Source organism: Micromonospora sp. NPDC049004 (genome assembly GCF_040649315.1).
In the GTDB taxonomy this organism is placed as follows: domain Bacteria; phylum Actinomycetota; class Actinomycetes; order Mycobacteriales; family Micromonosporaceae; genus Micromonospora.
The window spans coordinates 231,085-252,972 of record NZ_JBEZFG010000006.1 but is presented as its reverse complement, the minus strand read 5'-3'; the positions used below and the strand labels follow the sequence as shown (position 1 = coordinate 252,972).

20 protein-coding genes are annotated in these 21,888 nt (G+C 71.6%); 6 read left to right on the top strand and 14 right to left on the bottom strand.

Annotated features, from left to right (window positions below; all coding sequences use genetic code 11):
* Positions 1-36: 36 nt before the first annotated feature.
* Positions 37-1,629, top strand: coding sequence for an arabinofuranosidase catalytic domain-containing protein (locus AB0B97_RS19855; protein ID WP_357495316.1), 1,593 nt, complete (start codon positions 37-39; stop codon positions 1,627-1,629).
* Positions 1,630-1,749: 120 nt separating this feature from the next.
* Here AB0B97_RS19855 and AB0B97_RS19850 read toward each other — a convergent pair whose 3' ends face one another.
* Positions 1,750-2,367, bottom strand: a complete 618-nt coding sequence (locus AB0B97_RS19850) for a TetR family transcriptional regulator (RefSeq protein ID WP_357495314.1) — start codon at positions 2,365-2,367, stop codon at positions 1,750-1,752.
* A gap of 176 nt (positions 2,368-2,543) precedes the next feature.
* Between AB0B97_RS19850 and AB0B97_RS19845 the strand changes: the two genes are divergently transcribed.
* Together AB0B97_RS19845 and AB0B97_RS19840 are read left to right on the top strand one after the other, a co-directional pair.
* Entirely contained in the window at positions 2,544-4,184 is a 1,641-nt protein-coding gene (locus AB0B97_RS19845; RefSeq protein ID WP_357495312.1) for an MDR family MFS transporter, read from the top strand.
* Between the two features lie 84 nt (positions 4,185-4,268).
* The gene (locus AB0B97_RS19840; protein WP_357495310.1) at positions 4,269-5,222 is read left to right on the top strand and encodes a phosphatase PAP2 family protein; all 954 of its coding nucleotides are present in this window, start codon (positions 4,269-4,271) and stop codon (positions 5,220-5,222) included.
* A gap of 762 nt (positions 5,223-5,984) precedes the next feature.
* On the opposite strand, the gene AB0B97_RS19835 is transcribed toward AB0B97_RS19840, so the two are convergent.
* From AB0B97_RS19835 to AB0B97_RS19805, 7 genes are all read right to left on the bottom strand, one after another.
* Entirely contained in the window at positions 5,985-6,554 is a 570-nt protein-coding gene (locus AB0B97_RS19835) for a hypothetical protein (RefSeq protein ID WP_234582886.1), read from the bottom strand.
* 368 nt (positions 6,555-6,922) lie between these two features.
* On the bottom strand, positions 6,923-8,416 hold the full coding sequence (locus AB0B97_RS19830; RefSeq protein ID WP_357495308.1) for an arabinofuranosidase catalytic domain-containing protein: 1,494 nt from the start codon (positions 8,414-8,416) through the stop codon (positions 6,923-6,925).
* Positions 8,417-9,082: 666 nt separating this feature from the next.
* Complete coding sequence (locus AB0B97_RS19825) at positions 9,083-9,442, bottom strand: hypothetical protein (RefSeq protein ID WP_357495306.1); 360 nt, start codon at positions 9,440-9,442, stop codon at positions 9,083-9,085.
* A 10-nt stretch (positions 9,443-9,452) separates the two neighbouring features.
* Positions 9,453-11,219, bottom strand: a complete 1,767-nt coding sequence (locus AB0B97_RS19820; RefSeq protein ID WP_357495304.1) for a hypothetical protein — start codon at positions 11,217-11,219, stop codon at positions 9,453-9,455.
* A gap of 19 nt (positions 11,220-11,238) precedes the next feature.
* Positions 11,239-12,162 (bottom strand): hypothetical protein, encoded by a 924-nt coding sequence (locus AB0B97_RS19815; protein WP_357495302.1) that lies wholly within the window; start codon positions 12,160-12,162, stop codon positions 11,239-11,241.
* A 473-nt stretch (positions 12,163-12,635) separates the two neighbouring features.
* Positions 12,636-12,968 (bottom strand): putative quinol monooxygenase, encoded by a 333-nt coding sequence (locus tag AB0B97_RS19810; protein WP_234582879.1) that lies wholly within the window; start codon positions 12,966-12,968, stop codon positions 12,636-12,638.
* A gap of 168 nt (positions 12,969-13,136) precedes the next feature.
* Positions 13,137-13,403: a helix-turn-helix transcriptional regulator gene (locus tag AB0B97_RS19805; RefSeq protein WP_234582878.1), complete on the bottom strand. Its 267-nt coding sequence runs from the start codon at positions 13,401-13,403 to the stop codon at positions 13,137-13,139.
* 103 nt (positions 13,404-13,506) lie between these two features.
* On the opposite strand from AB0B97_RS19805, the gene map reads away from it, so the two are divergent.
* The gene (gene map, locus AB0B97_RS19800; RefSeq protein ID WP_357495299.1) at positions 13,507-14,325 is read left to right on the top strand and encodes a type I methionyl aminopeptidase; all 819 of its coding nucleotides are present in this window, start codon (positions 13,507-13,509) and stop codon (positions 14,323-14,325) included.
* Between the two features lie 12 nt (positions 14,326-14,337).
* On the opposite strand, the gene AB0B97_RS19795 is transcribed toward map, so the two are convergent.
* From AB0B97_RS19795 to AB0B97_RS19780, 4 genes are all read right to left on the bottom strand, one after another.
* Entirely contained in the window at positions 14,338-15,333 is a 996-nt protein-coding gene (locus AB0B97_RS19795; protein WP_357495297.1) for a histidine kinase, read from the bottom strand.
* Positions 15,330-16,502, bottom strand: a complete 1,173-nt coding sequence (locus AB0B97_RS19790; protein ID WP_357495295.1) for a DUF418 domain-containing protein — start codon at positions 16,500-16,502, stop codon at positions 15,330-15,332. The genes AB0B97_RS19795 and AB0B97_RS19790 overlap by 4 nt, the downstream gene beginning before the upstream one ends.
* Positions 16,503-16,574: 72 nt before the next feature.
* Positions 16,575-17,219, bottom strand: coding sequence for a response regulator transcription factor (locus AB0B97_RS19785; RefSeq protein WP_357495293.1), 645 nt, complete (start codon positions 17,217-17,219; stop codon positions 16,575-16,577).
* Between the two features lie 42 nt (positions 17,220-17,261).
* On the bottom strand, positions 17,262-18,089 hold the full coding sequence (locus AB0B97_RS19780) for a PIG-L family deacetylase (RefSeq protein ID WP_357495291.1): 828 nt from the start codon (positions 18,087-18,089) through the stop codon (positions 17,262-17,264).
* Between the two features lie 202 nt (positions 18,090-18,291).
* Between AB0B97_RS19780 and AB0B97_RS19775 the strand changes: the two genes are divergently transcribed.
* Positions 18,292-19,185, top strand: a complete 894-nt coding sequence (locus AB0B97_RS19775; protein WP_357495289.1) for an alpha/beta hydrolase — start codon at positions 18,292-18,294, stop codon at positions 19,183-19,185.
* 9 nt (positions 19,186-19,194) lie between these two features.
* Here the strand turns inward: AB0B97_RS19775 and prfH are convergent, their stop codons facing one another.
* Together prfH and AB0B97_RS19765 are read right to left on the bottom strand one after the other, a co-directional pair.
* Entirely contained in the window at positions 19,195-19,803 is a 609-nt protein-coding gene (prfH, locus tag AB0B97_RS19770; RefSeq protein ID WP_234582868.1) for a peptide chain release factor H, read from the bottom strand.
* Entirely contained in the window at positions 19,800-20,987 is a 1,188-nt protein-coding gene (locus tag AB0B97_RS19765) for an RNA ligase RtcB family protein (RefSeq protein ID WP_357495286.1), read from the bottom strand. The genes prfH and AB0B97_RS19765 overlap by 4 nt, the downstream gene beginning before the upstream one ends.
* A gap of 237 nt (positions 20,988-21,224) precedes the next feature.
* Here AB0B97_RS19765 and AB0B97_RS19760 point away from each other — a divergent pair, with 237 nt between their 5' ends.
* On the top strand, positions 21,225-21,755 hold the full coding sequence (locus tag AB0B97_RS19760; RefSeq protein WP_357495284.1) for an adenylate kinase: 531 nt from the start codon (positions 21,225-21,227) through the stop codon (positions 21,753-21,755).
* Positions 21,756-21,888 lie beyond the last annotated feature (133 nt).

Genomic DNA, 21,888 nt, shown 5'->3' with positions numbered 1-21,888 from the left:
CACTTCCACGCTGTCACGACTCCGAGGAGCCACCTCGTGCGAACCCCGTCCCCCGCCGGGCCCGGCATGGCCCACGATCCCATCCCGAGACGTCGCCTCCCGCGCCTGGCCGTCCTGGCCAGCGCACTGGCCGGCGTCCTCGTCCTCGTCACCGTCGGTGCGGCGGCCGGTGCCGGATCCTCCTCCGCCGAGGCCGCCGCCGCGCGGCTGGCCGCCGCCATCGCACCCGGGCAGAGCACCACCATCGTCGGCGTCCCGTCCGGTCGATGCGTCGAGGTCCCCAACTCCGGCACCACCAACGGCACCCAGACCCAACTGTGGGACTGCAACGGCGCGGCGGGGCAGACCTGGACCTGGACGTCGAGCAAGCAGCTCACGGTGTACGGCAACAAGTGCCTGGACGCCTCCGGCCGCGGCACCACCAACGGCACGCAGGCGATCATCTGGGACTGCAACGGCCAGACCAACCAGCAGTGGAACGTCAACAGCAACGGCACCATCACCGGTGTGCAGTCCGGGCTGTGCCTGGACGCCAACGGCGCGGCCACCGCGAACGGCACCAAACTGATCCTCTGGGCCTGCAACGGCGGCGCCAACCAACAGTGGACCTCGCCGACCACCCCGCCCACCACAACCCCGCCGACCACCACCCCGCCGCCGAGCGGCGCGCGCCCGTGCGACATCTACGCCTCCGGCGGCACCCCGTGCGTGGCGGCCCACAGCACGACGCGAGCCCTCTACGCGACGTACGCCGGCAACCTCTACCAGGTCCGGCGCTCGTCGGACAACACCACCCGCAACATCGGCCTGACCGGCACGGGCGGCACCGCCAACGCGGCGACGCAGGACTCGTTCTGCTCCGGCACGACCTGCGTGATCACCGTCGTCTTCGATCAGTCCGGGCGCGGGAACGACCTCTGGTACCAGGGCTCCAGCGTGGTTCCGGGCTCGCCGCAGAGCAAGCCGGCGACCGCGACCACGGAGTCCCTGACCGTCGGTGGCGCCAAGGCGTACTCGCTCTACATCAACCCCGGCAACAGCTACTGGCGCGACGGGCACCTGACCGGCGTGCCGACCGGCTCGGCGCCCGAGGGCATGTACATGGTGACCAGCGGGACCCATGTCAACAGCGGCTGCTGCTTCGACTACGGCAACAGCGAGACGACGCGCAAGGCCGACGCCGCCGGCGCGATGGACGCCATCAACTTCGGTAAGCAGTGCTGGTTCGGCGGTTGCTCCGGCAGCGGTCCCTGGGTGCAGGCCGACCTGGAGTGGGGCCTGTTCCCCGGTGGCAGCAGCTCGTGGAACCCGAACCAGCGGGCGTTCACCAGCAAGTTCGTCACGGCGACGCTCAAGAACAACGGCACGTCCCGCTTCGCCATGAAGGGCAGCGACGCCCAGTCCGGCAGCCTCTACACGCTGTGGGACGGCTCGCTCCCGTCGGGATACAGCCCCATGAAGAAGCAGGGCGCGATCATCCTGGGCAGTGGCGGTGACTGCTGCAAGCCGGACGGGGGCGCGAACCTGAGCGCCGGCACCTTCTACGAGGGCGCGATGGTGGCGGGTTATCCGTCCGACGCGACCGAGAACGCGGTGCAGGCCAACGTGGTGACCGCCGGGTACCGCTGACCCGTCGACGGCGGGCCTCGTCCGCCGGCCACCACCGCCGCCAGCGGTGGCGGCCGGCGCGACGGGGCCCGCCGTCGTTGCGCCGCGGGGCGCGCAGGGCGGCGGTCGGTGCGCGTGGCGTCAGGTCGTCGAGTCGTCCGCCGGTGCGGCGGCGGTCGGGGGAGCGACCTCGGCGAGCGCGGTTCGAACGATCTCCAGCAGATCGTGGCCGGGATGGTCGATCCAGTGCTGGATGGCGACGCGCAGGGCGGCCAGGAACGTCGCGGTCAGCAGACGGGAGCGCAGCTCCACCGCCGTGCCGCTGAGCCGGTGTGCGAGCTCCGCCGCCAGCTCGCGCTCGACCGCCGTGTACGCCGCCACCTGGTATGCCGCCAGGCCGGGGTGCCCGCGCAGCTGCCGGCGTCGGGTCAGCCAGCCGCCGTCGCGATCATCTGATGATTCCCTGGTGACGTTCTCGGCCGCCCGGCTCAGCGCGGTCCACGGCGGCTCGGTGTTCGGCCGCTCGCACACCAGCTGCAACAGCCGCCGCAGGCGCACCGTGTCGCCGTGAAAGAGCGCCTCCTCCTTGCTGGAGAAGTAGTTCGAGAACGTCCGTCGGGAGACGTTCGCGGCGTCGGCGATCGCCTCGATGGTCACGCAGTCGGGGCCCTGCTCGGCCGCGAGGCGCAGGGCTGACTCGTGCAGGGCGAGGCGGGTGGCCGCCTTCTTGCGCTCCCGTAGGCCGGTGATCTCGTCCATCGCGCTCAGCGTACGTCGAGTGACCGGCTTCTCAATGTGCAAACTTGCCGACTAGGCAAGATCGGTAGATGCTTGCGTGAGGCAACCAAGTCAGGTGCGCAAATGTCGGGTTCGTGAGCCCGCGCAGCCCTGTTCGGCGTCGCCCTCGTCACCCACGACAAGCTGGAGGCCGCGCGATGAGCGCACCCACCACCACGGCCGGCACCGAGCCGATGACCCATCGGCAGACGCTCGAGGCGCTCAGCGGTCTGCTGCTGGTGCTCTTCGTCGCGATGTTGAGCAGTACGGTCGTCTCGACCGCGCTTCCCAAGATCATCGGGTCGTTGAACGGCTCCCAGAACCAGTACACCTGGGTGGTCACCGCGACCCTGCTCACCGCGACCGCCACGACCCCGATCTGGGGCAAGCTGGCTGACCTGTTCAACAAGAAGCTCCTCATCCAGGTCGCCATCGTGGTCTTCCTGCTGGGCTCGGTCATCGCCGGCTTCTCGCAGAGCGCGGGACAGCTCATCGCGGCCCGCGCGTTCCAGGGCATCGGGGTCGGCGGCCTGCAGGCCCTCGTCCAGGTGGCGATCGCCGCCATGATCCCGCCGCGTGAGCGGGGCCGCTACAACGGCTATCTGGGCGGCGTCATGGCTGTCGCGACCGTCGGCGGCCCGCTGCTCGGCGGCCTCATCGTCGACACGTCCTGGCTGGGCTGGCGCTGGTGCTTCTTCGTGGGCGTGCCGGTCGCCGTCATCGCGCTGATCCTGCTCCAGGCGACCCTGCACCTGCCGACGCTGCGGCGGGAGAATGTCAAGATCGACTACCTGGGCGCCACCCTGATCGCCGCCGGCGTGAGCGTTCTGCTGATCTGGATCTCCTTCGTCGACGGCTCGTTCGCGTGGGTCTCCTGGCAGACCGGGGTCATGGTGGGCGGCGCAGTCCTCCTGCTGGCCCTCGCGGTCTGGGTGGAGTCGCGGGCGGCCGAGCCGGTGGTCCCGCTCGGCATCGTGCGCCAGCACACCACCGCGCTGGCCATCCTCGGCAGCCTCGCGGTCGGCATGGCCATGTTCGGCGGCGCGGTCTTCCTCGGCCAGTACTTCCAGATCGGCCGCGGCTACAGCCCGACCGAGGCCGGTCTGCTGACCATCCCGATGATGGCCGGTGTCCTCGGCTCCTCGATCGTCGCCGGCCGGCTGATCACCAAGACCGGACGGATCAAGCCGTACATCGTCGCCGGTTCGATCATCCTGGTCGCTGGGTTCGCGCTGCTCGGCACCATCGACCACGAGACGTCGCTCGTCCTGGTCGGCGTCGCCATGTTCATCGTCGGCACCGGCGTCGGCATGACCATGCAGAACCTCGTCCTCGCCGTCCAGAACACGGTGGCCCTCAAGGACATCGGCGCGGCCAGCTCCAGCGTCGCGTTCTTCCGGTCGCTCGGCGGCACCATCGGTGTCTCGGTGCTCGGCGCCGTCCTGGCCCATAGGGTCACCGACCAGATCACGCGTGACCTGACCGCCGCCGGGATCCCCGCCTCCGGCGCCGGCGGCGACAGCAACCTCAACATCACCGCGCTGCCCGACGGGATCCAGCACATCGTGCGGGCCGCGTACGGCGACGCCACCGGGCACATCTTCCTCATCTCGGCCGCCATCGGGGTGGTCGGTGTCATCGCCGCGCTCCTGCTCCGGCCGGTGACCCTGCGGACCAGCCTCGACCTGCCGGACGCCGCCACGACGACGGCGCTCGGCGCCGACGCGGTCGACGGGGCGCCCGCGTTCGACCAGGCCTTTGTCGACCCCGCGCCGAAGGGGGCGCCCGACCGGCGCTGACGTCCGACCCGCAGCGGGCCGCCACCGTCTCCAGACGGTGGCGGCCCCATTTCACCCGGCGACAGTGACTGAATCGAGGCGCCTGTGGATATCGCCGAACTGGTGGTGCCGCAGCCGGTGGCACCCGGCCGGCGGGCCACTCCGGCACGCCGCGCGGCGCGCGAGCTGCTGCTGGTCGCCACGCTGTTCCTGCTCTACAAGCTGGCGCGGATGGCGGTGGCCGGTCGGGTGTCGACCGCGCTGGCCAACGGCGAGTCGATCTGGCACCTCGAGCGGCTGTTCCACCTGCCCGACGAGGGTGCCGTCCAGCATCCGCTGCTCGCGAACGACCTGGTGGCGCACCTGGCCAACGGTTACTACGCGTACGTGCACTTCCCCGCCACGGTGATCACCCTCATCTGGCTGTACCTCCGACACCCGGCGCACTACCTGTGGACGCGTCGCGTGCTCGCCTGTCTCACCGCGGCGGCTCTGGCCCTGCACCTCCTGGTCCCGCTCGCGCCACCCCGGCTGACCGCGCTCACGGGCCTGGTGGACACCGGCCGCCGGTTCGGGCCCACCGTCTACGGTCCACCCGACACCGACACCCTCAGCAACCAGTACGCGGCCATGCCGTCCCTGCACGTCGGGTGGGCGCTGGCCGTGGCCGTGGCCCTCGTCGCGGTGACCCGCGGACGCCTGCGGTGGCTGTGGCTGGCCCACCCGCTCGTCACCCTGCTGGTCGTCGTGGCCACCGGCAACCACTACTGGCTCGACGGTGTGGTGGCGGCACTGATGCTCGGGGTCGTCCACCTCCTCCTGCCCACGCCCGTCGAGCGGCCCGTCCCGGAGGGGCCACGGGTGGCCCGACGCGTGCGTGGCTACGACAAGACCCCGGCTCGTGCGTGGCTACGACAAGGCCCCGGCAGACGCGCAACTCACTCGGTGAGGCGTTGCGGCCACCCGGGCCACCGCCATTCACCGACGTCGGCCCATGAGCGGAACAGACCTGTCGCGAGCACGCCGCCGAACGCGACGGTCCCCTCGTGCGACGCGTAGGCGACCCAGTCGTGCTGCTCGTCGGTCCACAGGCCCTCGGCGCCTGTGTAACGCGGGGCGAAGATCTCGAGGTCGAGGATGTGGTCGGGGCCCCACTCGCGAATCTCGACAACACGCCGCCGTCGCAGGTTCAGCAGTGCCCGGCGGACCTGGTCGACCCCGTCGTGCTCCCACATCGACTCACCGGTCAGCACCAGGACATCGGTTGGGACTTCATCGCTCACCAAGGGGTGCCAACAGTCGTCGCGTACACCCCAGCGCTTCTGTAGCGACGTGCGCCAGGCCGACGACTCCCCGGTCGTCAGAACCCGGCGGTACGGGAGCGGGTCGCCGCGCAGGTCCGGCTGCCCTCTCCACCGCGGGACCTGCGCGGCGAACAGCCGGCGCTCATCGGCGATTGCCTGCGCCGCCACGTCGTCCGTCGGCGACGTGGTGAAATCGGAGTGCGCGCCGTATGCGGCAGCCAGCAGCACTCCGGCGACATCGTCGAGGCTGGGAAGGCGGTCGGGGTCGAGTCGTTCGACGTCAACGAGGATGGCCTCCACCACCTGATAACGGGGAAAGATCCGCCGCGCATCCACCGTGTGGTGATAACCGTCGGGCTGGCGACCGGAGTCGGGCAGTGTGCGGTACTCGGCTTGCAGCGACAGGTAGCGCGCCTCCAGGTAGCGACGCGCCATCGAATGCAGCACCGTGGAGTCCACGCGGCGTCTCCAATCGCTCTGTGGGCGGCGAAACCAGCTGCGACACGGCCACGAGATTTCAGCCCACCGGTACGCCGTACTCGCGCTCGGTGAACAGGTCGACGTCGCGCGGGCCCAGTTTGGCGACCCGGCGGGCGTGCAGGGCGAGCTGCCGACGTGCCTCGCCGAGGCGGCGGCTGGCGATCGTCATCTCGTCGGACGCCTCGAACGGCTCCGTTCCGCTGGCCCGCAGCGCGGCGGCCAGCACCGCGTTGAACGCGGTCATGAGCCCGTTGGCCAGCGCGATACCGTCCTGGTCCGCGCGGGTCCAGATCTCCGACCAGGCGGCCTCCACAGTGACCATGTCCCGGGCCAGCCAGTCGTGCAGCCCCATCGGCCCCAGCGGCTTGTGCCCTCCGAGCAGCTCGTTACCCGCCTCCGGAAGGCCCGATCGCCAGTACCTGGTCTGCCGCAACGCCTCGGCCTTGTGGGCGAGGCGTAGGGCGCCGGACAGAACCAGGACGTACGCCCGCTGAAGCTCGGCGCGCTCCCGCTGCCGCCGCTTGATCCGGCTGTGCACCCACACCACGGACAGCGATGCGAAGGCGGTGATGGCGGAGCCGAGCAGGGCGGCCAGGGTTGAGTTCACGCCGACATGATGCCTGCCGTCGCTCGGCGTCGCCGCGCGGGCTCACCCCGGCCGGAGCACCGCCCGGGGACCGATCGGTCGACCGTTGCGCCCCGCACGGCACCACCGACAACGTCCTCAACATCTCGCAGGGCCGCACGCTGCGCGACACCCTCGCCCGCGACAACGGCGGTACGGCGCAGAGCCCGCGCGAGCCGGCCCCGGGCGTACCCGATCCGGTCGGTCGTGACGGATGGGCGCGTGCGCGACGCGCGGCCTGAACCCACGCGTGGCCCGATTCGGGAGCTTCCCCGAGTCGGGCCACGCGGCGTAGCGGACCTGGTCGCGGCCGCCACACCCGCCGAGGCGGAGGTGGCGGCCGCGGGATCTCAGCGGTAGCCGGCGGCGGTGATGTTCGCCTGCACCGCGTTCTCGGTCGCGTCGGACGGGTAGCCGGCGACCATCGCCCCCTCGTAGAAGGTGCCGACGCTCTGGTTGGTGTTGTCGATGCAGCAGTCCCCACCGCTGCCGAGGATGATCGCGCCCTGCTTCCTCATCGGGCTGTACCCGCGTGGCAGCGACCCGTCATAGAGGGTGTAGAGGCCGCCGGACTGGGCGTTGCTGCCCTTGATGGCGAAGCGTGAGGTGCCGTTGTTCTTCAGGGTGGCGGTGACGAACTTGCTGGTGAAGGCCCGCTGGTTGCTGTTCCAGGAGCTGCTGCCGCCGGGGTAGAGGCCGTACTCCAGGTCGGCCTGCACCCAGGGGCCGGAGCCGGAGCAGCCGCCGAACCAGCAACTGGTGCCGAAGTAGATCGCGTCCATCGCGCCCGCGCCGTCGGCCCGGCGGGTGGTCTCGCTGTTGCCGTAGTCGAAGCAGCAGCCGCTGTTGACGTGGGTGCCACTGGTGACCATGTACATGCCCTCGGGGGCGGCGCCGGTCGGCACCCCGGTCAGGTGACCGTCGCGCCAGTAGCTGCTCCTGCCGGGGATGTAGAGCGAGTAGACCTTGTCGCCGCCGACCGTCACCGACTCCTTGTTCGCGACCGCCGGCTGGACGGCGCCACCGACGCCGCCGGCACCCTGGTAACCGAGATTGTTACCACGTCCGGACTGGTCGTAGATGATCGTGATGACGCAGGTGGTGTTCGCGCAGAAGCTGTCCTGGCTGGCGGCGTTGGCCCGCCCACCGGGCGACAGCACGCCGATGTTGCGGGTGCTGTTGTCCGAGGATCGGCGTACCTGGTAGAGCGAGCCGTTGTAGGAGGCGTACAGGGCGCGGGTGGTGCTGTGCGCCGCGATGCAGGGTGTGCCACCGGCCGTGTAGATGTCACAGGGCAGCGTCGTGCTCGGCGGCGGCGTGGTCGGCGGTGGGGTGGTGGGCGGCGGGGTGGTCGGCGGTGGCGTCGTGGGCGGCGGCGTCGTGGGTGGTGGCGTGGTGGGCGGCGGGGTCGTCGGGCTCACCCCTCCCGTGCAGGTGGTGCCGTTCAGGGCGAAGGACGCCGGCTCGGGGTTGCTGCCGGTCCAACTGCCGTTGAAGCCGAAGCTCGTGCTGCCGTTGGTGGGAATGCTGGCGTTGTAGGGGGCATTGGTGACGGTGACCTCGCTGCCCGCCTGCGTGTAGCTGCCGTTCCACAGTTGGGTGACGGCCTGGCCGGCGGCGAAGGTCCAGGTCAGTCGCCATCCGTTGACGGCGTCGCCCAGGTTGGTGATGGTGACGTTGGCGCCGAAGCCACCCTGCCACTGGGAGCTGACCGAGTAGGTGACCTGGCATCCGGCGGCGGCCGCCGAGGCGCCGGTCTGGGTGAGGGCGGCGCCGACGAGCACGAGTGTGGCGGCGGCGGCGATGAGCGCAGGCCGCCGGTGTTGGGGTTGTCTGAGTCGCACGTGCTCTCCTCATCGGTGAGAGATTGACGATGTGCGGGGGCCGGCCCGTTCCCCCTGCTCGGGCCCGGACTCTGAGCAGGGGGACGGCGGGCGTGGCCCGGTCTGCGGCCGCGTACGACGACACCGGGGCCGTGCTGCGCCGGGAGAGCCGTCACGACGGCGCGGTCGGCGGGACAGGCGGTTCGGTACGTGGCGATACGGTTGCCGGCCACCGCCCGCGGCCCTGCCCGGGGACGCGGCGGTGATCGATGAAGTGGCCGTGGCCTGGAATCGTCCGGCCCTCGGCGCGAGTCGCCCGGTGGTGATCTCGGGCCGTCCCGTGCCGGCCACGCTCCACCCGCCCACGCCGCGAACGATGTCGACCGCACAGCCGGGACCTGCGATAACAGGCCCTTCGTGACGGTCGGATTACGCTCAGATATCGACGGTCGTCGGCTACGTTAGCGTTAACAGGATGGCATGTCCATAGACGACCGTTCGTATCTTGCCCGGCTGCTCCTGGTCGGCGGGGTCCACATTCCGCCGCGCGCACGGTCGGACCGACGGTGTTGGCGCTAACAGCAGCGTGACTCACCCAGGGGTTCGCCGAGGACCTGCGGACCCTCCCGGGAGTGCGCGTCGCACCCGCCACCGGGCCCGCTCACGGCCCGGGAAAGTCTCCACCGGTCAGAGCGGCCAGTGCTGAGAGACGATGTCGATGGCGGCCCGGACCGCCTCGGCCAGCGTGCCGCCGACCGTGGCCAGCGCGGCAAGTGTCTCCAACGACGTCAGCACCGGCTTCGGATCCCGCTGCCGTTGCTCGCGGGCGACCTCGATCGCGGCCACCTCGTGGCCGGCGCGATCCGGGTCCTTGAAGTCGCTGACATGCTCCTTCAGGGTGCGCAGCAGCGCGTCGAACCGCTCGGCGAGGTCGTTGGGCCCGTTGTGCTGGACCATCGTGAAATGGTCGCTGCCGATCGCCTGCATACCACCATGGATCGTGTTGTGGAACACGATCGACCGGGCTGGCTGATCCGGGTCCGCCATCGAGGGCCTCCTAGTTGTGCTGTTCGAATGTCACATTGGAGCTGTCGAACGCCTGCTGCCCGCCGAAGATGGTGTTGACGTTGCCGAAGATGTTCTGGACCTCGGACGCGCGCTGCACCAGATTGCCGGTGTCCAGGCCACGCTCGCTCAGGAACGACACGACCGCCTCCAACACGGCCCGCTCCAGGAGCTTGGTGTACTTCCACTCGTCGAGCAGTTGCAGGTGCTTGACCGCGTTCCGCTCGGCGACGAGCTGACGCACACTGACCCGGGCACCGTAGTCGTGCGTCCGGAACTGCTCGCTCGCGGCGAACGCGTCGTCCATCCGGGTCTTCATGCCTCGATCGTGCCGCAGCCGCTTGACGAGGCGCCAGCCGCTGAGCACCGAGTCGGTCACCATGTTGGCCAGCACGTCACGCACGATCCGGACCATCGACTGCTCGGGTTGCAGCCGATCGACAAGCGCGTACCGGCCCTTGATGGGTGGCATCACCGTGGTGACGAACTCGACGTAGAGCAACCCACCCTCGACGGCGACGTGCACGAACGCGGAGATGTCGATGCCGAGGCTCTGCTCGGGCAGCACGAGTCGTCCGTCCGCGGTGTGCAGGGGCTTGCCGGCGCCGCTGACGACGATCCGGTCGTAGTAGCGCAGGCCACCCTGTGGATGCCGGACGATCACGTCGATCACCTCTTCCGAGGCGCGGCTGCGCGGCATCCCGGTCGCCGGGTCGAGCAGCGGGTCACCCTGCCGGCGTACCCCGTCGGCGACGATGTGCGGCACCAGGGAGAGCCCCGGCACCCGGACGGCGCGGGGGAGTGGATCCTCCCGCATCCGCCGGACCGCCGCCCGGACGTGCGCGGTCAGCGCGGGCCCCAGCTCCGCCTGGTCGATCGGTGGGGCCTCCGGGCCGCCGTCGTGGCCGGCGGCCCGGCCGGGGGCGGGCCGCACCGGGATGGCGTACGACCAGCCGTGCTCGGCCGCACCGCAGCCCAGAAAGGGATCCCGCTCCTGGACGGTGATGTTGCCGTACTGGGCGCGGGCCACCAGGTCGAGTCGGCGGGCCACCCGTTCGTTGGGCAGGGTCGGCAGGACCGGTGGCCTGCCGGGGCCCAGCTCGCCGGTCAGGATCCGGTGGGTGGTGCGCTCGAACCGGACGAGGACGACGAGCGTGGCGACACCGAGCAGGAGGGGCAGCCAGGCCAGGAAGCCGAAGACGCCGGCTGCCGCCCTGAGCTGCAGCGTCTCGACCAGTGAGTCGACACTGAGGTCGGAGCCGGTGCCCAGTAGGGAGCCGATGAAGATCTGAAGGCCGGTGGACACACTCAGCAGGGGCAGCACGAGCGACAGGCCGCCGGTGCACAGCACGATGGTGATCAGCGTGCCGAACAACAGGAAGCGGACCGGCAGGGACAGCTCGCGCAACTCCCGGGACCGGGCCAGCAGCACGATGAGCCCGAGCACCACCCAGCCCACCGTGGCGGTGATCGAGGTCAGCACACCGATGACGAGCAGCCCGAACAGGAGGCTGTCGCGGATCAGGTAGCGGCGCTGTGCCCGGAAGCAGTGTCGGACGACCGCGTTGAGATCGAAGCCGAACGAGGGCGCGACGGCACGCCGCTCGTCCTCGATCACCTCTCTGATCACCGTCTCGGCGTAGTCCTGGTCGAGGTAGGCCGCGCCGCACAGGTGCCGCGTGGTGTCGGACAGCCGCGGTGGCATCTGGTACGACGGGAAATCGAAGTGGTCGGTCTGTGCCGCCTCGGTCACCGTCACGTCGTCATCTCCGGGCTCCCTAGATTTCCTTGCTGGTGCGGGTGGGCAGCCCGCAGGAGACGGCGATCGGGTTCCACCGGCGCAGAAACTCGTTCTTGGCCTTCTGGGACTGCTCGGAGAGCTGGTTGCCCCGTCGCCAGTTGGCGTCGAGCGAGCAGCCGGAGTTGATGGAGCGCCGCGTCCAGGCGGCGTAGGCCGCGTCCGCGTCCCCGGCGTACGTGAAGGCGGAGACCAAGTGGGAGCGCATCGCCGGGCCGTCGGTGAGCGCGTCGACGGTCAGTGCCCCGGCCTGGTCGCGCTGGGCGCGGCGTTGGCGTGTCACGCCGTCCAACAGGCCGAGCGAGCGGTTCAGGTCGCGGCACTCACCCACTGCCGCGATGGCGGTGGCCAGGTCGCCGCGCGAGGCGATCGACTCCGACAGCAGCGCGTCCACCGCCTCCGCCTGCGTACGCCGTCGGGCGTCCGGATCGTCGCTCACCGTCGGTGTCGGTGTCTCCGGGCCGAACGTCGTCGGGACCGGGTCGGGCGTCGGCGGCGTCCCGGTGGGCACCTCGTCCTCGGCGGTCGGGGTCACCGAGGTGGACGTCGCCTCGGAGACGGCGTCGGGCAGCGGCACTGTCAGGCCCGCGACGAGCGCCACCGCGACTGTCACCACGAGCGTGGGCACCAGAAGCTGGAGCCCTCGCCGCAGGTCACCGTCACGCCCGTCACCACGGGCCGCGCGCGCCCACAGGTGCCCAGGTGACTCGGGTACGCCCCGGACGGCCGTCAACAGGTAGATGGCGACGGCGAGGGCGGCGAGCACGTAGTGCCACAGGGCCAGTCGACCCGGCACCTCGGACGGGTCCTCGGCGCCCCTGGCGAGCGCGATGAGCAGGAGCACCAGCACCCAGCCGGCGAACAGCACCGCGCACACGAGCAGATCCCACAGCGGGGGCGACACGGCAGCCCCCGACAGCGCGCCCGAGGCACCGCCGACGACTGGCGACGCTCCCCACGACGAGGCCTCGACCGGTGTCGCGTTGGAGGACTCGGCCTCAACGGGTGTCGCGTTGGGAGGTTCGTCCGCGACGGGTGTCGCGTTGGGAGGTTCGGTCGCGACGGAGGACGCGTGAGGCGGAGGCTCCGGCTGCGGCGCGGCGGCGCCGGGCAGGGCCGAACCGCACCGTTGGCAGGTGGGGAGCGCCGCATCGGTGTCGGCCCCACAGGTGACGCAACGCATCGATCACCGCCTTCCCCGGCAGGCGCTTGTCACGGTGGACCTTAGTGACGAGATCGATGTGCGACATCCTCCGCCCGGGCCGGCGTTGGCGATCGCGGATATCCGACAGTCCCCAGTGGAGCAACCGGCCCGGGTCGGGCGAGGAGAGCCGAGCGGATCCGGCGGGAGTGGCCCCGGCCGGCGTCGGCAGGCGGTCAGTGGGCCTCGGGTACGGCCATCTCGCCGAGCAGCGACCAGTCCTGCTGCGGGACCGTGGCGTTGACGATGCGCGGCGTCTCGGCCAGGTGCGGCGGCAGCGTCTCCTGCGCGGCCCGGAAGTGGGCCGACTGGACGTGCGCCGCGCCTGCCTCGTCGTCGCGGAAGGCCTCGACCAGGACGTACTCGGTCGGGTCGTCCAGGCTGCGGGACCAGTCGAACCACAGGCAGCCCGGCTCGGCGCGGGTCGCGTCGGTGAACGCGGCGGCGATCTGCGGCCACTGGTCGGCATGCTCGGGCAGCACCCGGAACTTGGCGGTAATGAAGATCATGGCCTGAAGGCTACGACTCGAAGCGCTGCTCCGCACCGATCTGGCACAGGGTGCGGGGGAACCAGGTGGGCAGGATGGATCGGTTGGTCGTCAGGCGATCGCGGATATCCGACTGGACGCAGACCGGTCGAACCACGGGCGGCTGCCCAGTGGTCGTCGACCGAGCGCTCAGGACGCCTCGCGGACGCGCAGGTCGGCCAGCCACACCTCGGCCAGGTCGCTGAGTGCGACGCCGAGGACCTCGCTGAGGCAGACCACTGTGCCGAACGCGGGCGCCGGGAGCCGGCCCACCTCGATCTTGCGCAGCGTCTCCGGTGAGATGCCGGCCGCCAGGGCCACCTCGACGAGGCTGCGGCTGCCCCGTGCGACCCGGAGAGCCGCTCCGAGGCGTTGCCCCGCGGCGATCTGTTCCGGGGTGAGGGGTGGGCGGACCATGTGAGCAGGATAGATGCGCCCGCACGGACCGGCAATGTCGACCCGCCGGCAGCCCCGGCCAGCGTGGTATAAATATACCGCACCAGAGAGGGAAGGGTTGATCGTGATCGAGCTGAAAACCGCAGCGGAAGTCGATCGAATGGCGGTGACCGGCCAGTTCGTCGGCGAGCTGCTGGCCGAGTTGCGCGCCGTGGCCGCGACAGGGGTCAACCTGCTGGACCTGGAGCACCACGCGCGCCGCCGGATCAGGGAGCGGGGCGCCGACTCCTGCTACTGGGACTACACGCCGTCGTTCGGTCGCGGCCCGTTCCGCAACGTCCTGTGCCTCTCGGTCAACGACGCCGTGCTGCACGGTCTGCCGCACGACTACGTCCTGCGCGACGGTGACCTGCTGAGCATCGACATGGCGGTCGGGATCGACGGCTGGGCTGCCGACTCCGCGCTGTCCTTCGTCGTCGGCACCCCCGACCCGGAGGATTTGAAGCTGATCGAGGCCACCGAGGTCGCGCTGGCGGCCGGCATCGACGCCGCGCGGCCGGGCAACCAGCTCGGCGACATCTCCGCCGCCATCGGCCAGGTAGCCCACCGCTACGGCTACCAGGTCAACGACGAGTTCGGTGGGCACGGCATCGGCCGCACCATGCACGAGGCCCCGCACGTGCCCAACAACGGGCGACCCGGGCGGGGCATGAAGCTCAAGCCCGGCCTGACGCTCGCGATCGAGCCGTGGTTCTGCCGCAGCACCGGCAAGATCAAATTTGATCAGGACGGCTGGACGATCCGCTCCGCGGACGGCTCGCGCTCGGCCCACTCCGAGCACACCGTCGCGGTCACCGAGGCCGGCCCCCGGGTGCTGACCGACCGCCCGGGCCAGGGCGTACGGCCGGACAGCCGCAGCGGGCAGTCGACCGCGACGTCCTGAGGCGTACCGCTGTCAGCCCGGCTCGATCGGGATCGTGACGGTGACCCGGGTCGGGCCGCCGACCGGGCTGTCCACCGACAGGCGGGCGTCGATGGCGTCGAGGCGACCCACGATGCCGCGCAGGCCGGTGCCGCGGCCCGGGTCCGCGCCACCGGAACCGTCGTCGTCGACGTGGATCCGTAGCATGTCGCCGGCCCGGTCGAAGGTCACCGTCGCCGCGGTGGCGGCGCTGTGTTTCGCCACGTTGGCAAGGGCTTCGGCGACCGCGAAGTACGCCGCGGTCTGCACCGCCGGCGGGAGCTGCGCGGGTGGGTCGCCGGTGACGGTGACGGGCACGGCGAGGTCGAGCGCGAGGGCACGGACGGCGTCACCGAGGCCACGGTCGGCGAGCACCGCCGGATGGATGCTCTGGGTGACGGTGCGAAGGTCGTCGAGGGCGGCGGTCGCCGTGGCGCGGGCCTCTGCCAGCAGCTGCGCGGCGCCGTCGACGTCGCGGCGCAGCAGGTCCCCGGCCAGGCCGAGGGCCAGCGACAGGGACACCAGACGGGCCTGGGCCCCGTCGTGCAGGTCGCGCTCGATCCGCTTCAGCTCGGCGGCCTGCTGGTCCACGGCGCTGCGGCGGGAACGGGTCAGGGTGGCGACCCGCTCGGTGAGCTCCCGCTCGCGGGCGCCGGGAGGGCGACTGACCACCCAGGCGTGCAGCCCGACGATCGTCACCAGGCCGAGCAGTGTCCAGGCCGGCCAGAAGTAGCCGCCGCCGGTGAGCACCCAGACGCTGAGGTCGGCGCACCCGATCAGGGTGCAGGCGGCGGCGTCGAGGGCGAGCCAGAGACGCCGGCCCGGCGGCACCCGCAGTGCCCGCCGCAGCAGGAGCCGGCCGAGCAGGATCATGCCGACCCCGAAGTACACCCATCGGGGCCAGAACACGCCCCGGCCGGTGACCAACCAGGCGACCGTGGCCGCGACGCAGAGCGCCCCGGCCACGGTCCTGCGGATGGTGGCGGTCATCGGCGGGTGGTGCGGTAGGTGATCCGTCGCAGCAGCGTCTCCGCCGGCCCCCGGCGACCGGTGACGCTCAGAGCCCAGGCGGCGGCCAGCGAGACCAGCCAGGTGACGACCGCCACGCCGGCGGCGGCGTACGTGCCCTCCAGGTGCATCGCCCACGGCGCGAACACCGCCAGCCACACCGCGGACTGCAACAGGTATCCGCTCAGCGACCGTTGCCCGAGCGCGATCACCGGGGCGAGCAGGGCAGGGCCGCGGCGGGCGCGGTCGAGTCGCAGCGCCAGCAGGCCGAACAACGCCACGTAGCCGGGCCCGCCGTACTCGCCGCTCACGGCGTGGACGAGTGCCATGGCCTCGACCGTAGCGGCGTCGACGTGCACGGCACCAGCGGCGATGAGCGCGTACGGGAGCGCGCCGACGACGGAGATGCCGAGGCAGCCGACGGCGACGCGGCGCAGCAGCACGCGGTGCGCGGCGGGGTTCTCCAGGATGCGGTGCCGGGCCGCCCAGATGCCCAGCCACACGATGACGATGAACGGGAGCACGGTGGCGGTGTGGACGGGCCACTCGGCGAGACGGTCGAGGATGGACTGCCCGTACGACGAGGCGGCCAGCGACGGGTTCGGCGTGTTGGCCAGGACGGCGTCGCCGCCGCGCGCGCCGACGAGCGCGGTCACCGCCAGGACCACTGCGTACGCGGTCTGGATGCCCCAGAGCCACAGCACGACGCGGTGGAACCGGTCGCCGCGGCGCAGCAACAACAGGGTGGCGACGATACCGACGATGCCGTACGCGCCGAGGAAGTCCCCGAAGTACAGCAGCGTCGCGTGACAGAGGCCGAAGACGATCAGGGCGGCGTTGCGCCGCAGCAGGATCCGCCGTCCGTTCGCGCCCTGTCGTCGGGCGATCTGCACGAGGCCGTACCCGAACATGACGGCGAAGACCGGGTAGGCGCGGCTGTCGACGAACATCGCCAGCACGGCGTTGACGACGCGTTGCGCGCCGTGCGGCGTGCCGTCCAGGCCGGGCTGGCCGGCGAACGCGGCGTTCGCGGCGTTCGCGAGCGCGATGAACAGCAGCATGGCCCCGCGGGCGAGGTCGGGGGCGAGGGCGCGGTCGGAGCGGGGGACGGGGCCCGGTTGAAGGGCCGTCGTGCCAATGGTTGCGGTCATGGTCTCAGGCTCGCCGCTGGCGCGACGCCTTTCGAGGAGCCTGGAACCCCTCCCGTGGTGGTACCAGTACCCCTATGCGTCGAGGTAGGCGAGGACGGCCAGGACGCGCCGGTTGTCGTCCTCGGACGACTGCAACCCGAGCTTGGCGAAGATGCTGTTGGTGTGCTTGGCGACGGCCTTCTCCGTGATGAACAGGGCGGCGCCGATGGCGGCGTTGGACCGGCCCTGCGCCATCTGGCCGAGCACCTCCCGCTCGCGGGGGGTCAACCGGTCCAGGGGCAGCACCCGCGCCCGGCTGTCGAGCAGCTTGGCCACCACTGTGGGGTCGAGCGCGGTGCCGCCCGCGGCGACCCGGCGGACCGCGGCGACGAACTCGTCGAGGTCGGACACCCGGTCCTTGAGCAGGTAGCCGATCCCGCCGTGGCCGTCGGCGAGCAGTTCCCGCGCGTACAGCCGCTCCACGTAGGCCGAGAGCACCAGCACCGGCAGTCCCGGCACCTCGGCCCGCGCCGCGAGCGCGGCCCGCAGACCCTCATCGGTGTACGACGGTGGCAGCCGCACGTCGACGACTGCCACGTCGGGGCGCCGCGTGACGAGTTCGGTCAGCAGATCCGGCCCGGTGCCCACGGCGGCGACCACCTCGAAGCCGTGGGCCTCCAACAGCCGGATCAGCCCGTCCCGCAACAACATCAGGTCTTCCGCCACCACCACCCGCACCCGGCAACGGTAGCGGGCCCCGCCGCCGGGTGTGGGTACGCGTCAGCGCAGGCCGGCGAAGAGGTCGTCCTCGGGCACCGGCGCGTCGGTGGTGTCCCGTACCCGGACGAAGGTCTCGGTGCCCATCAGCTCGGTGAACCGCTCCTGGCCCAGTTGGAGGAAGAAGATGTTCTCGGTCTGGCTGGCGTGCGCGGCCAGGGCCTCGAACTTCTGCGCGCCGTAGCTCCGGGTGTCGACCCAGGTGGTGATCTCGTCGTCGGGCAGCCCCAGCTCAGGCTGACCCGACGACGGGTCCGGGTCGTCCCACTCGATGCCGAGATCCTTCATGATCCGGCCGAACTCCGCGAACGCCGTCCGCGGCACGGTGGTCCAGTAGACCTTCGCGGGGACGTCGGTCTGCGCGACGGCGGCCATGGTGATGCGGTGCGCCTGGATGTGGTCCGGGTGGCCGTAGAAGCCGTTCTCGTCGTAGGTCACGATGACGTCCGGCTGGTAGCGGCGGATCAGGTCGGCGAGCCGCTCCGCGGCCTCGGCCACCGGCGTCGTCCAGAAGGAGCCGGGCTGGTCGTTCGTCGTCCAGCCCATCATCCCGGAGTCGGCGTAGCCGAGCGTCTCCAGGTGCGTGACCTTCAACGTGGCCGCGCTGGCCTCCAGTTCGGCCTGACGCATCGCCACGACGGCGGCCGGGTCGTGGCCGGGCTCACCGGGTTTGACCCCGCCGGGGCCGTCGCCGCATCGCCCGTCGGTGCAGGTCACGAGGACCGTGGTGACACCTTCGGCCGCGTACCGGGCGAGGACGCCACCGGTGCTCGTCGCCTCGTCGTCGGGGTGCGCGTGCACCGCCATCAGGGTCAGGGATCGCTCAGCCATGGCACCACCCTACGACCAGCGTGGCGACCACACGGAGCGTGTCGTGTTCGCGCACGCATTCTAGTGATCCGCGCGCCGGCCCTGCCGTTCTTGCGCAACTCGCTGTCGGTCGGCTCGCGGATTCCTACGATTTCGGGGCTGGGCCGCTGGTCCGGAGCCGCGTTTCGACAGCGGGAATCAGCCGAGGAAGGGGACCGGTTCCATGGCCCTGTTCGATGACGTGCGACAGGTCGACGCCGGGGTCCTGAACGTCGGATACGTGGACGCCGGCCCGGCCGACGGGGCCCCGGTGATCCTCCTGCACGGCTGGCCGTACGACATCCACAGCTTCGTCGACGTCGTACCGCTGCTCACCGACGCCGGCCACCGGGTCGTCGTGCCGTACCTGCGGGGTTACGGCACCACACGCTTCCGATCCGACGACGCCGTCCGCAACGGCGAGCCGGCCGCGATGGGGCTCGACCTCATCGCCCTCATGGACGCCCTGGGCATCGACAGCGCGAAGCTGGCCGGGTTCGACTGGGGCGCGCGTACGGCAGATGTCGTGGCCGCGTTGTGGCCGGAGCGCTGCTCCGGTCTGGTGTCGGTCAGCGGCTACCTGATCGACGGCCAGGAGTCGGGCCGGACGCCGCTGCCGCCCAGGGCCGAGTTCTCCTGGTGGTACCAGTACTACTTCGCCACCGAGCGCGGCCGGCAGGGGTACGACCGCAACCGCCGCGACTTCGCCCGGCTGATCTGGCAGACGGCATCGCCAAGGTGGGCGTTCGACGACGCGACCTTCGAGCGCAGCGCCGCCGCGTTCGACAACCCCGACCACGTCGACGTCGTGATCCACAACTACCGGTGGCGGCTGGCGCTGGCCGACGGCGAACCGCAGTACGACGAGGTCGAGAAGCGCCTGGCCGGCAAGCCGAAGATCACGGTGCCCAGCATCACGCTGGAGGGTGACGCCAACGGCGCTCCCCACCTGGACCCGGGTGTCTACGGCAAGCAGTTCACCGGCCGGTACGAGCACCGGACCGTCGGCGGCGGGATCGGGCACAACCTGCCCCAGGAGGCGCCCCGGGCCTTCGCCGACGCGGTCCTGGAGGTCTGAGCCGCCGGCCTACGGGCGTTCGACGCGGGTCGGGTCGCCCCGCACGAGGTCGTCGTGGATGCGCCAACGAGCGGTCGTGACCGCGCGGCGGGCCGCCTCGTCGCCGCGCTCGACGCGCTGGCGCAGCAGATCGAGGGCGATGCGCCGGTTCAGACTGAACTGCCGTTCGTCGTCCACCACCACGACCAGGCCCGAGGGTCGGTGGGTGGCGCGTACCGCGGTGCTGGCCTTGTTCCGGTGCTGGCCGCCGGGACCGCCGGTGCGGCACCCGACGATGTCGACGTCGGCCTCGGTGAACGTCGTCGTCGGCGCGTCGCTCGGCGGCGGTTGGGCTGTCACGTACCAGTTCTTGCGACCCGCGCCGCTCCGGTAGGGGCTGGGCGCCTGCCAGCACAGCGTCCCCGTCCAGGAGGCGGCGAACGCCTCGACGTCGGCGCCGGACAGCCGGATCAGCACCGACCGGTAGGTGCCGGGCCGGTCACCGGACACCGCGTCGACCCGCTGGACCGTCACGCCCCGCCGGGTGGCCTCACCCTCCAGGCGGCGCAACAGGTGGGCCAGCGCCCACGCGCACTCCCGCGGGCCACGGCCGGCGGACAGCAGCAGGTGCGCGCTCACGACCGACCCCGCCCGCGACGCTTGTCGCGCCGGTCCGACCTCGGCCCGGCCCCGACGTCCGGCGTCTTGTAGGTGACCAGGGGGATCGTGGTGGCCACCGGCGTGGCGAGCCGGTGCTCGACGAGATCGCCGATCACCTGCTCGATCCGCTTGTACGCCGTGGGCGCCTCCTCGAAGAGCAACTGGCGGTCGCCACACACCACAAGCGAACCCACCGGGGTACGCCGCAGCTCCTCGACCGTGTGCTTGGCCCGGCCCCGGCGCAGCGCGTCGGCGCGGGACATCTTCCGACCCGCCCCGTGCGCCACCGAGTGGTTGGCGTCCGCCCCGGCGTGGGCGGCCACCAGGTACGACGCGGTGCCGCGCGTACCGGCGACGAGCACGTCGCGGCCGTCACCGGGCGCCGCTCCCTTGCGGTGCAGGTAGACGCCGTCGCGCACCTCGACCAGGTTGTGGCACTGGTCGACGACCGGCTCGGTCGGCTCGGCGCCCAGGGCGTACGCCACCCGGGCGGCCAGCAGCCGCCGGTTGAGCGAGCCCCAGCGCACCGCCTCGTCGTGTCGGGCCAGGTACGCGGCCGGGTCGGGTGCGGGGCCGGCCCCGTGCGTCTCGGTGTGCGTGCGCAGGATCCGCTCACCCAGGCCCCGCGAGCCGCTGTGCACGACGAGGACGAGGTCACCGGTGGCCAGCCCGAGACGGTGCGCGTGCTCGGGTGCGAAGACGGTGTCGACGCGAGCCAGCTCGACGAAGTGGTTACCGCGACCGACCGTGCCGAGACCGTCCCGGTGACCGGCGGGAACCTCGCCCCCGACGACGGCCCAGGCCGGGTCGTCGGCGTCCCGGTCGGGGTCCAGCGCGTGGTCGAGGTCGGGGAACCGGGCGGCCAGTCGCTCGGGTACGACGCGTCGGAGTCGAATGGGGAACACCGCGATGCCGCAACCGATGTCCGAGCCCACCAGGAACGGGTACAGGACTGTCGACGCCATGGCCGCGCCGATGGGGGCGCCCTTGCCCGGGTGCAGGTCCGGCATGCCGGCAACGTGGACCATGCCGTCGAGGGCGGCCACCTGCCGGCACTGGTCGAGCGCGGCGGACTCGATCCAACTCGCGGGCGACGCGAACACGGTGACGGTGGCCGGGGCGGACGGGTACGAAGACTCCCGAGGGGAGTGGTGCTCAGACAACGACGCTCACTTCTCGCTGAATCGCAAGGGGACGGACGGCGGTACGGCACCGGGCGGCGCAAAGCGGCCTCGGCGCGGTGCTCAGGTGGTGTCCGTCAGTACGTCATGGGCACCACTCTGGCCGCGCCCCGCCGACTGCGGCAAGCGATTATCGGCGGGCCCTGCTGGCCAGACGGGCCGGCCCGTCTCGCCAGCATCTGGTGAAGCCCGCTGGACACCGCCGCGTACGCTTCCGCGATGACCGCACCGCGTCGCATCCTGATCTACGGGGTGTACGGCGCGGGCAAGTCCACTCTCGCCGCCCGGTTGGCGCAGCGTCTCGGGGTGCCGTGGTATCCGGTGGACGACCTGCTGTGGCTGCCGGGGTGGGTCGAGGTGCCCGTCGCCCAGCAGCGCAGCCGGATCGAGGAGATCTGCCGTCGGGACAGCTGGATCCTCGACGGGGCGTACCACGGATGGCGGGACGTGCCGCTGGCGCGCGCCGACCTGGTGGTGGCCCTGGACTACCCCCGGTGGCGCTCGTTCGGGCGGTTGCTGCGCCGTACGCTGCGCCGCCTGGGCACGGGCGAGGTGATCTGCAACGGGAACCGCGAATCTCTCGGCAGTGTGCTGTCCCGCGACTCGATCCTGCTCTGGCACGTCGGCGCGTTCGGCCGGGCGCGGCGGCGGATGCGGGCCTGGCAGGCCGATCCGACCGGGCCGCCGGTGCTGCTGTTCGCGAGCCCGGCGGCCCTGGACGACTGGCTGGCTTCCCTGCCACCTCGATGAGCGCCGGTTCGGTGTGAAGCCCCAGGCGGGCCGGCTGGACGGACCACGGCTCCGGGTCGACGAGGGCGCCCGACGTGGCGGCCGGGCGCCCTGGCGCGGAGCTACCGACGCCGATCGAGGCCCGGCCGGCAGG

What these genes read in the sequence shown, in the direction of transcription:
- AB0B97_RS19850 (WP_357495314.1), bottom strand. Translation starts at nt 2,367, where the DNA reads ATGGACGAGATCACCGGCCTACGGGAGCGCAAGAAGGCGGCCACCCGC.
- AB0B97_RS19775 (WP_357495289.1), top strand. Translation starts at nt 18,292, where the DNA reads ATGGCCCTGTTCGATGACGTGCGACAGGTCGACGCCGGGGTCCTGAAC.
- AB0B97_RS19780 (WP_357495291.1), bottom strand. Translation starts at nt 18,089, where the DNA reads ATGGCTGAGCGATCCCTGACCCTGATGGCGGTGCACGCGCACCCCGAC.
- AB0B97_RS19810 (WP_234582879.1), bottom strand. Translation starts at nt 12,968, where the DNA reads ATGATCTTCATTACCGCCAAGTTCCGGGTGCTGCCCGAGCATGCCGAC.
- AB0B97_RS19805 (WP_234582878.1), bottom strand. Translation starts at nt 13,403, where the DNA reads ATGGTCCGCCCACCCCTCACCCCGGAACAGATCGCCGCGGGGCAACGC.
- AB0B97_RS19825 (WP_357495306.1), bottom strand. Translation starts at nt 9,442, where the DNA reads ATGGCGGACCCGGATCAGCCAGCCCGGTCGATCGTGTTCCACAACACG.
- AB0B97_RS19760 (WP_357495284.1), top strand. Translation starts at nt 21,225, where the DNA reads ATGACCGCACCGCGTCGCATCCTGATCTACGGGGTGTACGGCGCGGGC.
- AB0B97_RS19845 (WP_357495312.1), top strand. Translation starts at nt 2,544, where the DNA reads ATGAGCGCACCCACCACCACGGCCGGCACCGAGCCGATGACCCATCGG.
- AB0B97_RS19795 (WP_357495297.1), bottom strand. Translation starts at nt 15,333, where the DNA reads ATGACCGCCACCATCCGCAGGACCGTGGCCGGGGCGCTCTGCGTCGCG.
- AB0B97_RS19790 (WP_357495295.1), bottom strand. Translation starts at nt 16,502, where the DNA reads ATGACCGCAACCATTGGCACGACGGCCCTTCAACCGGGCCCCGTCCCC.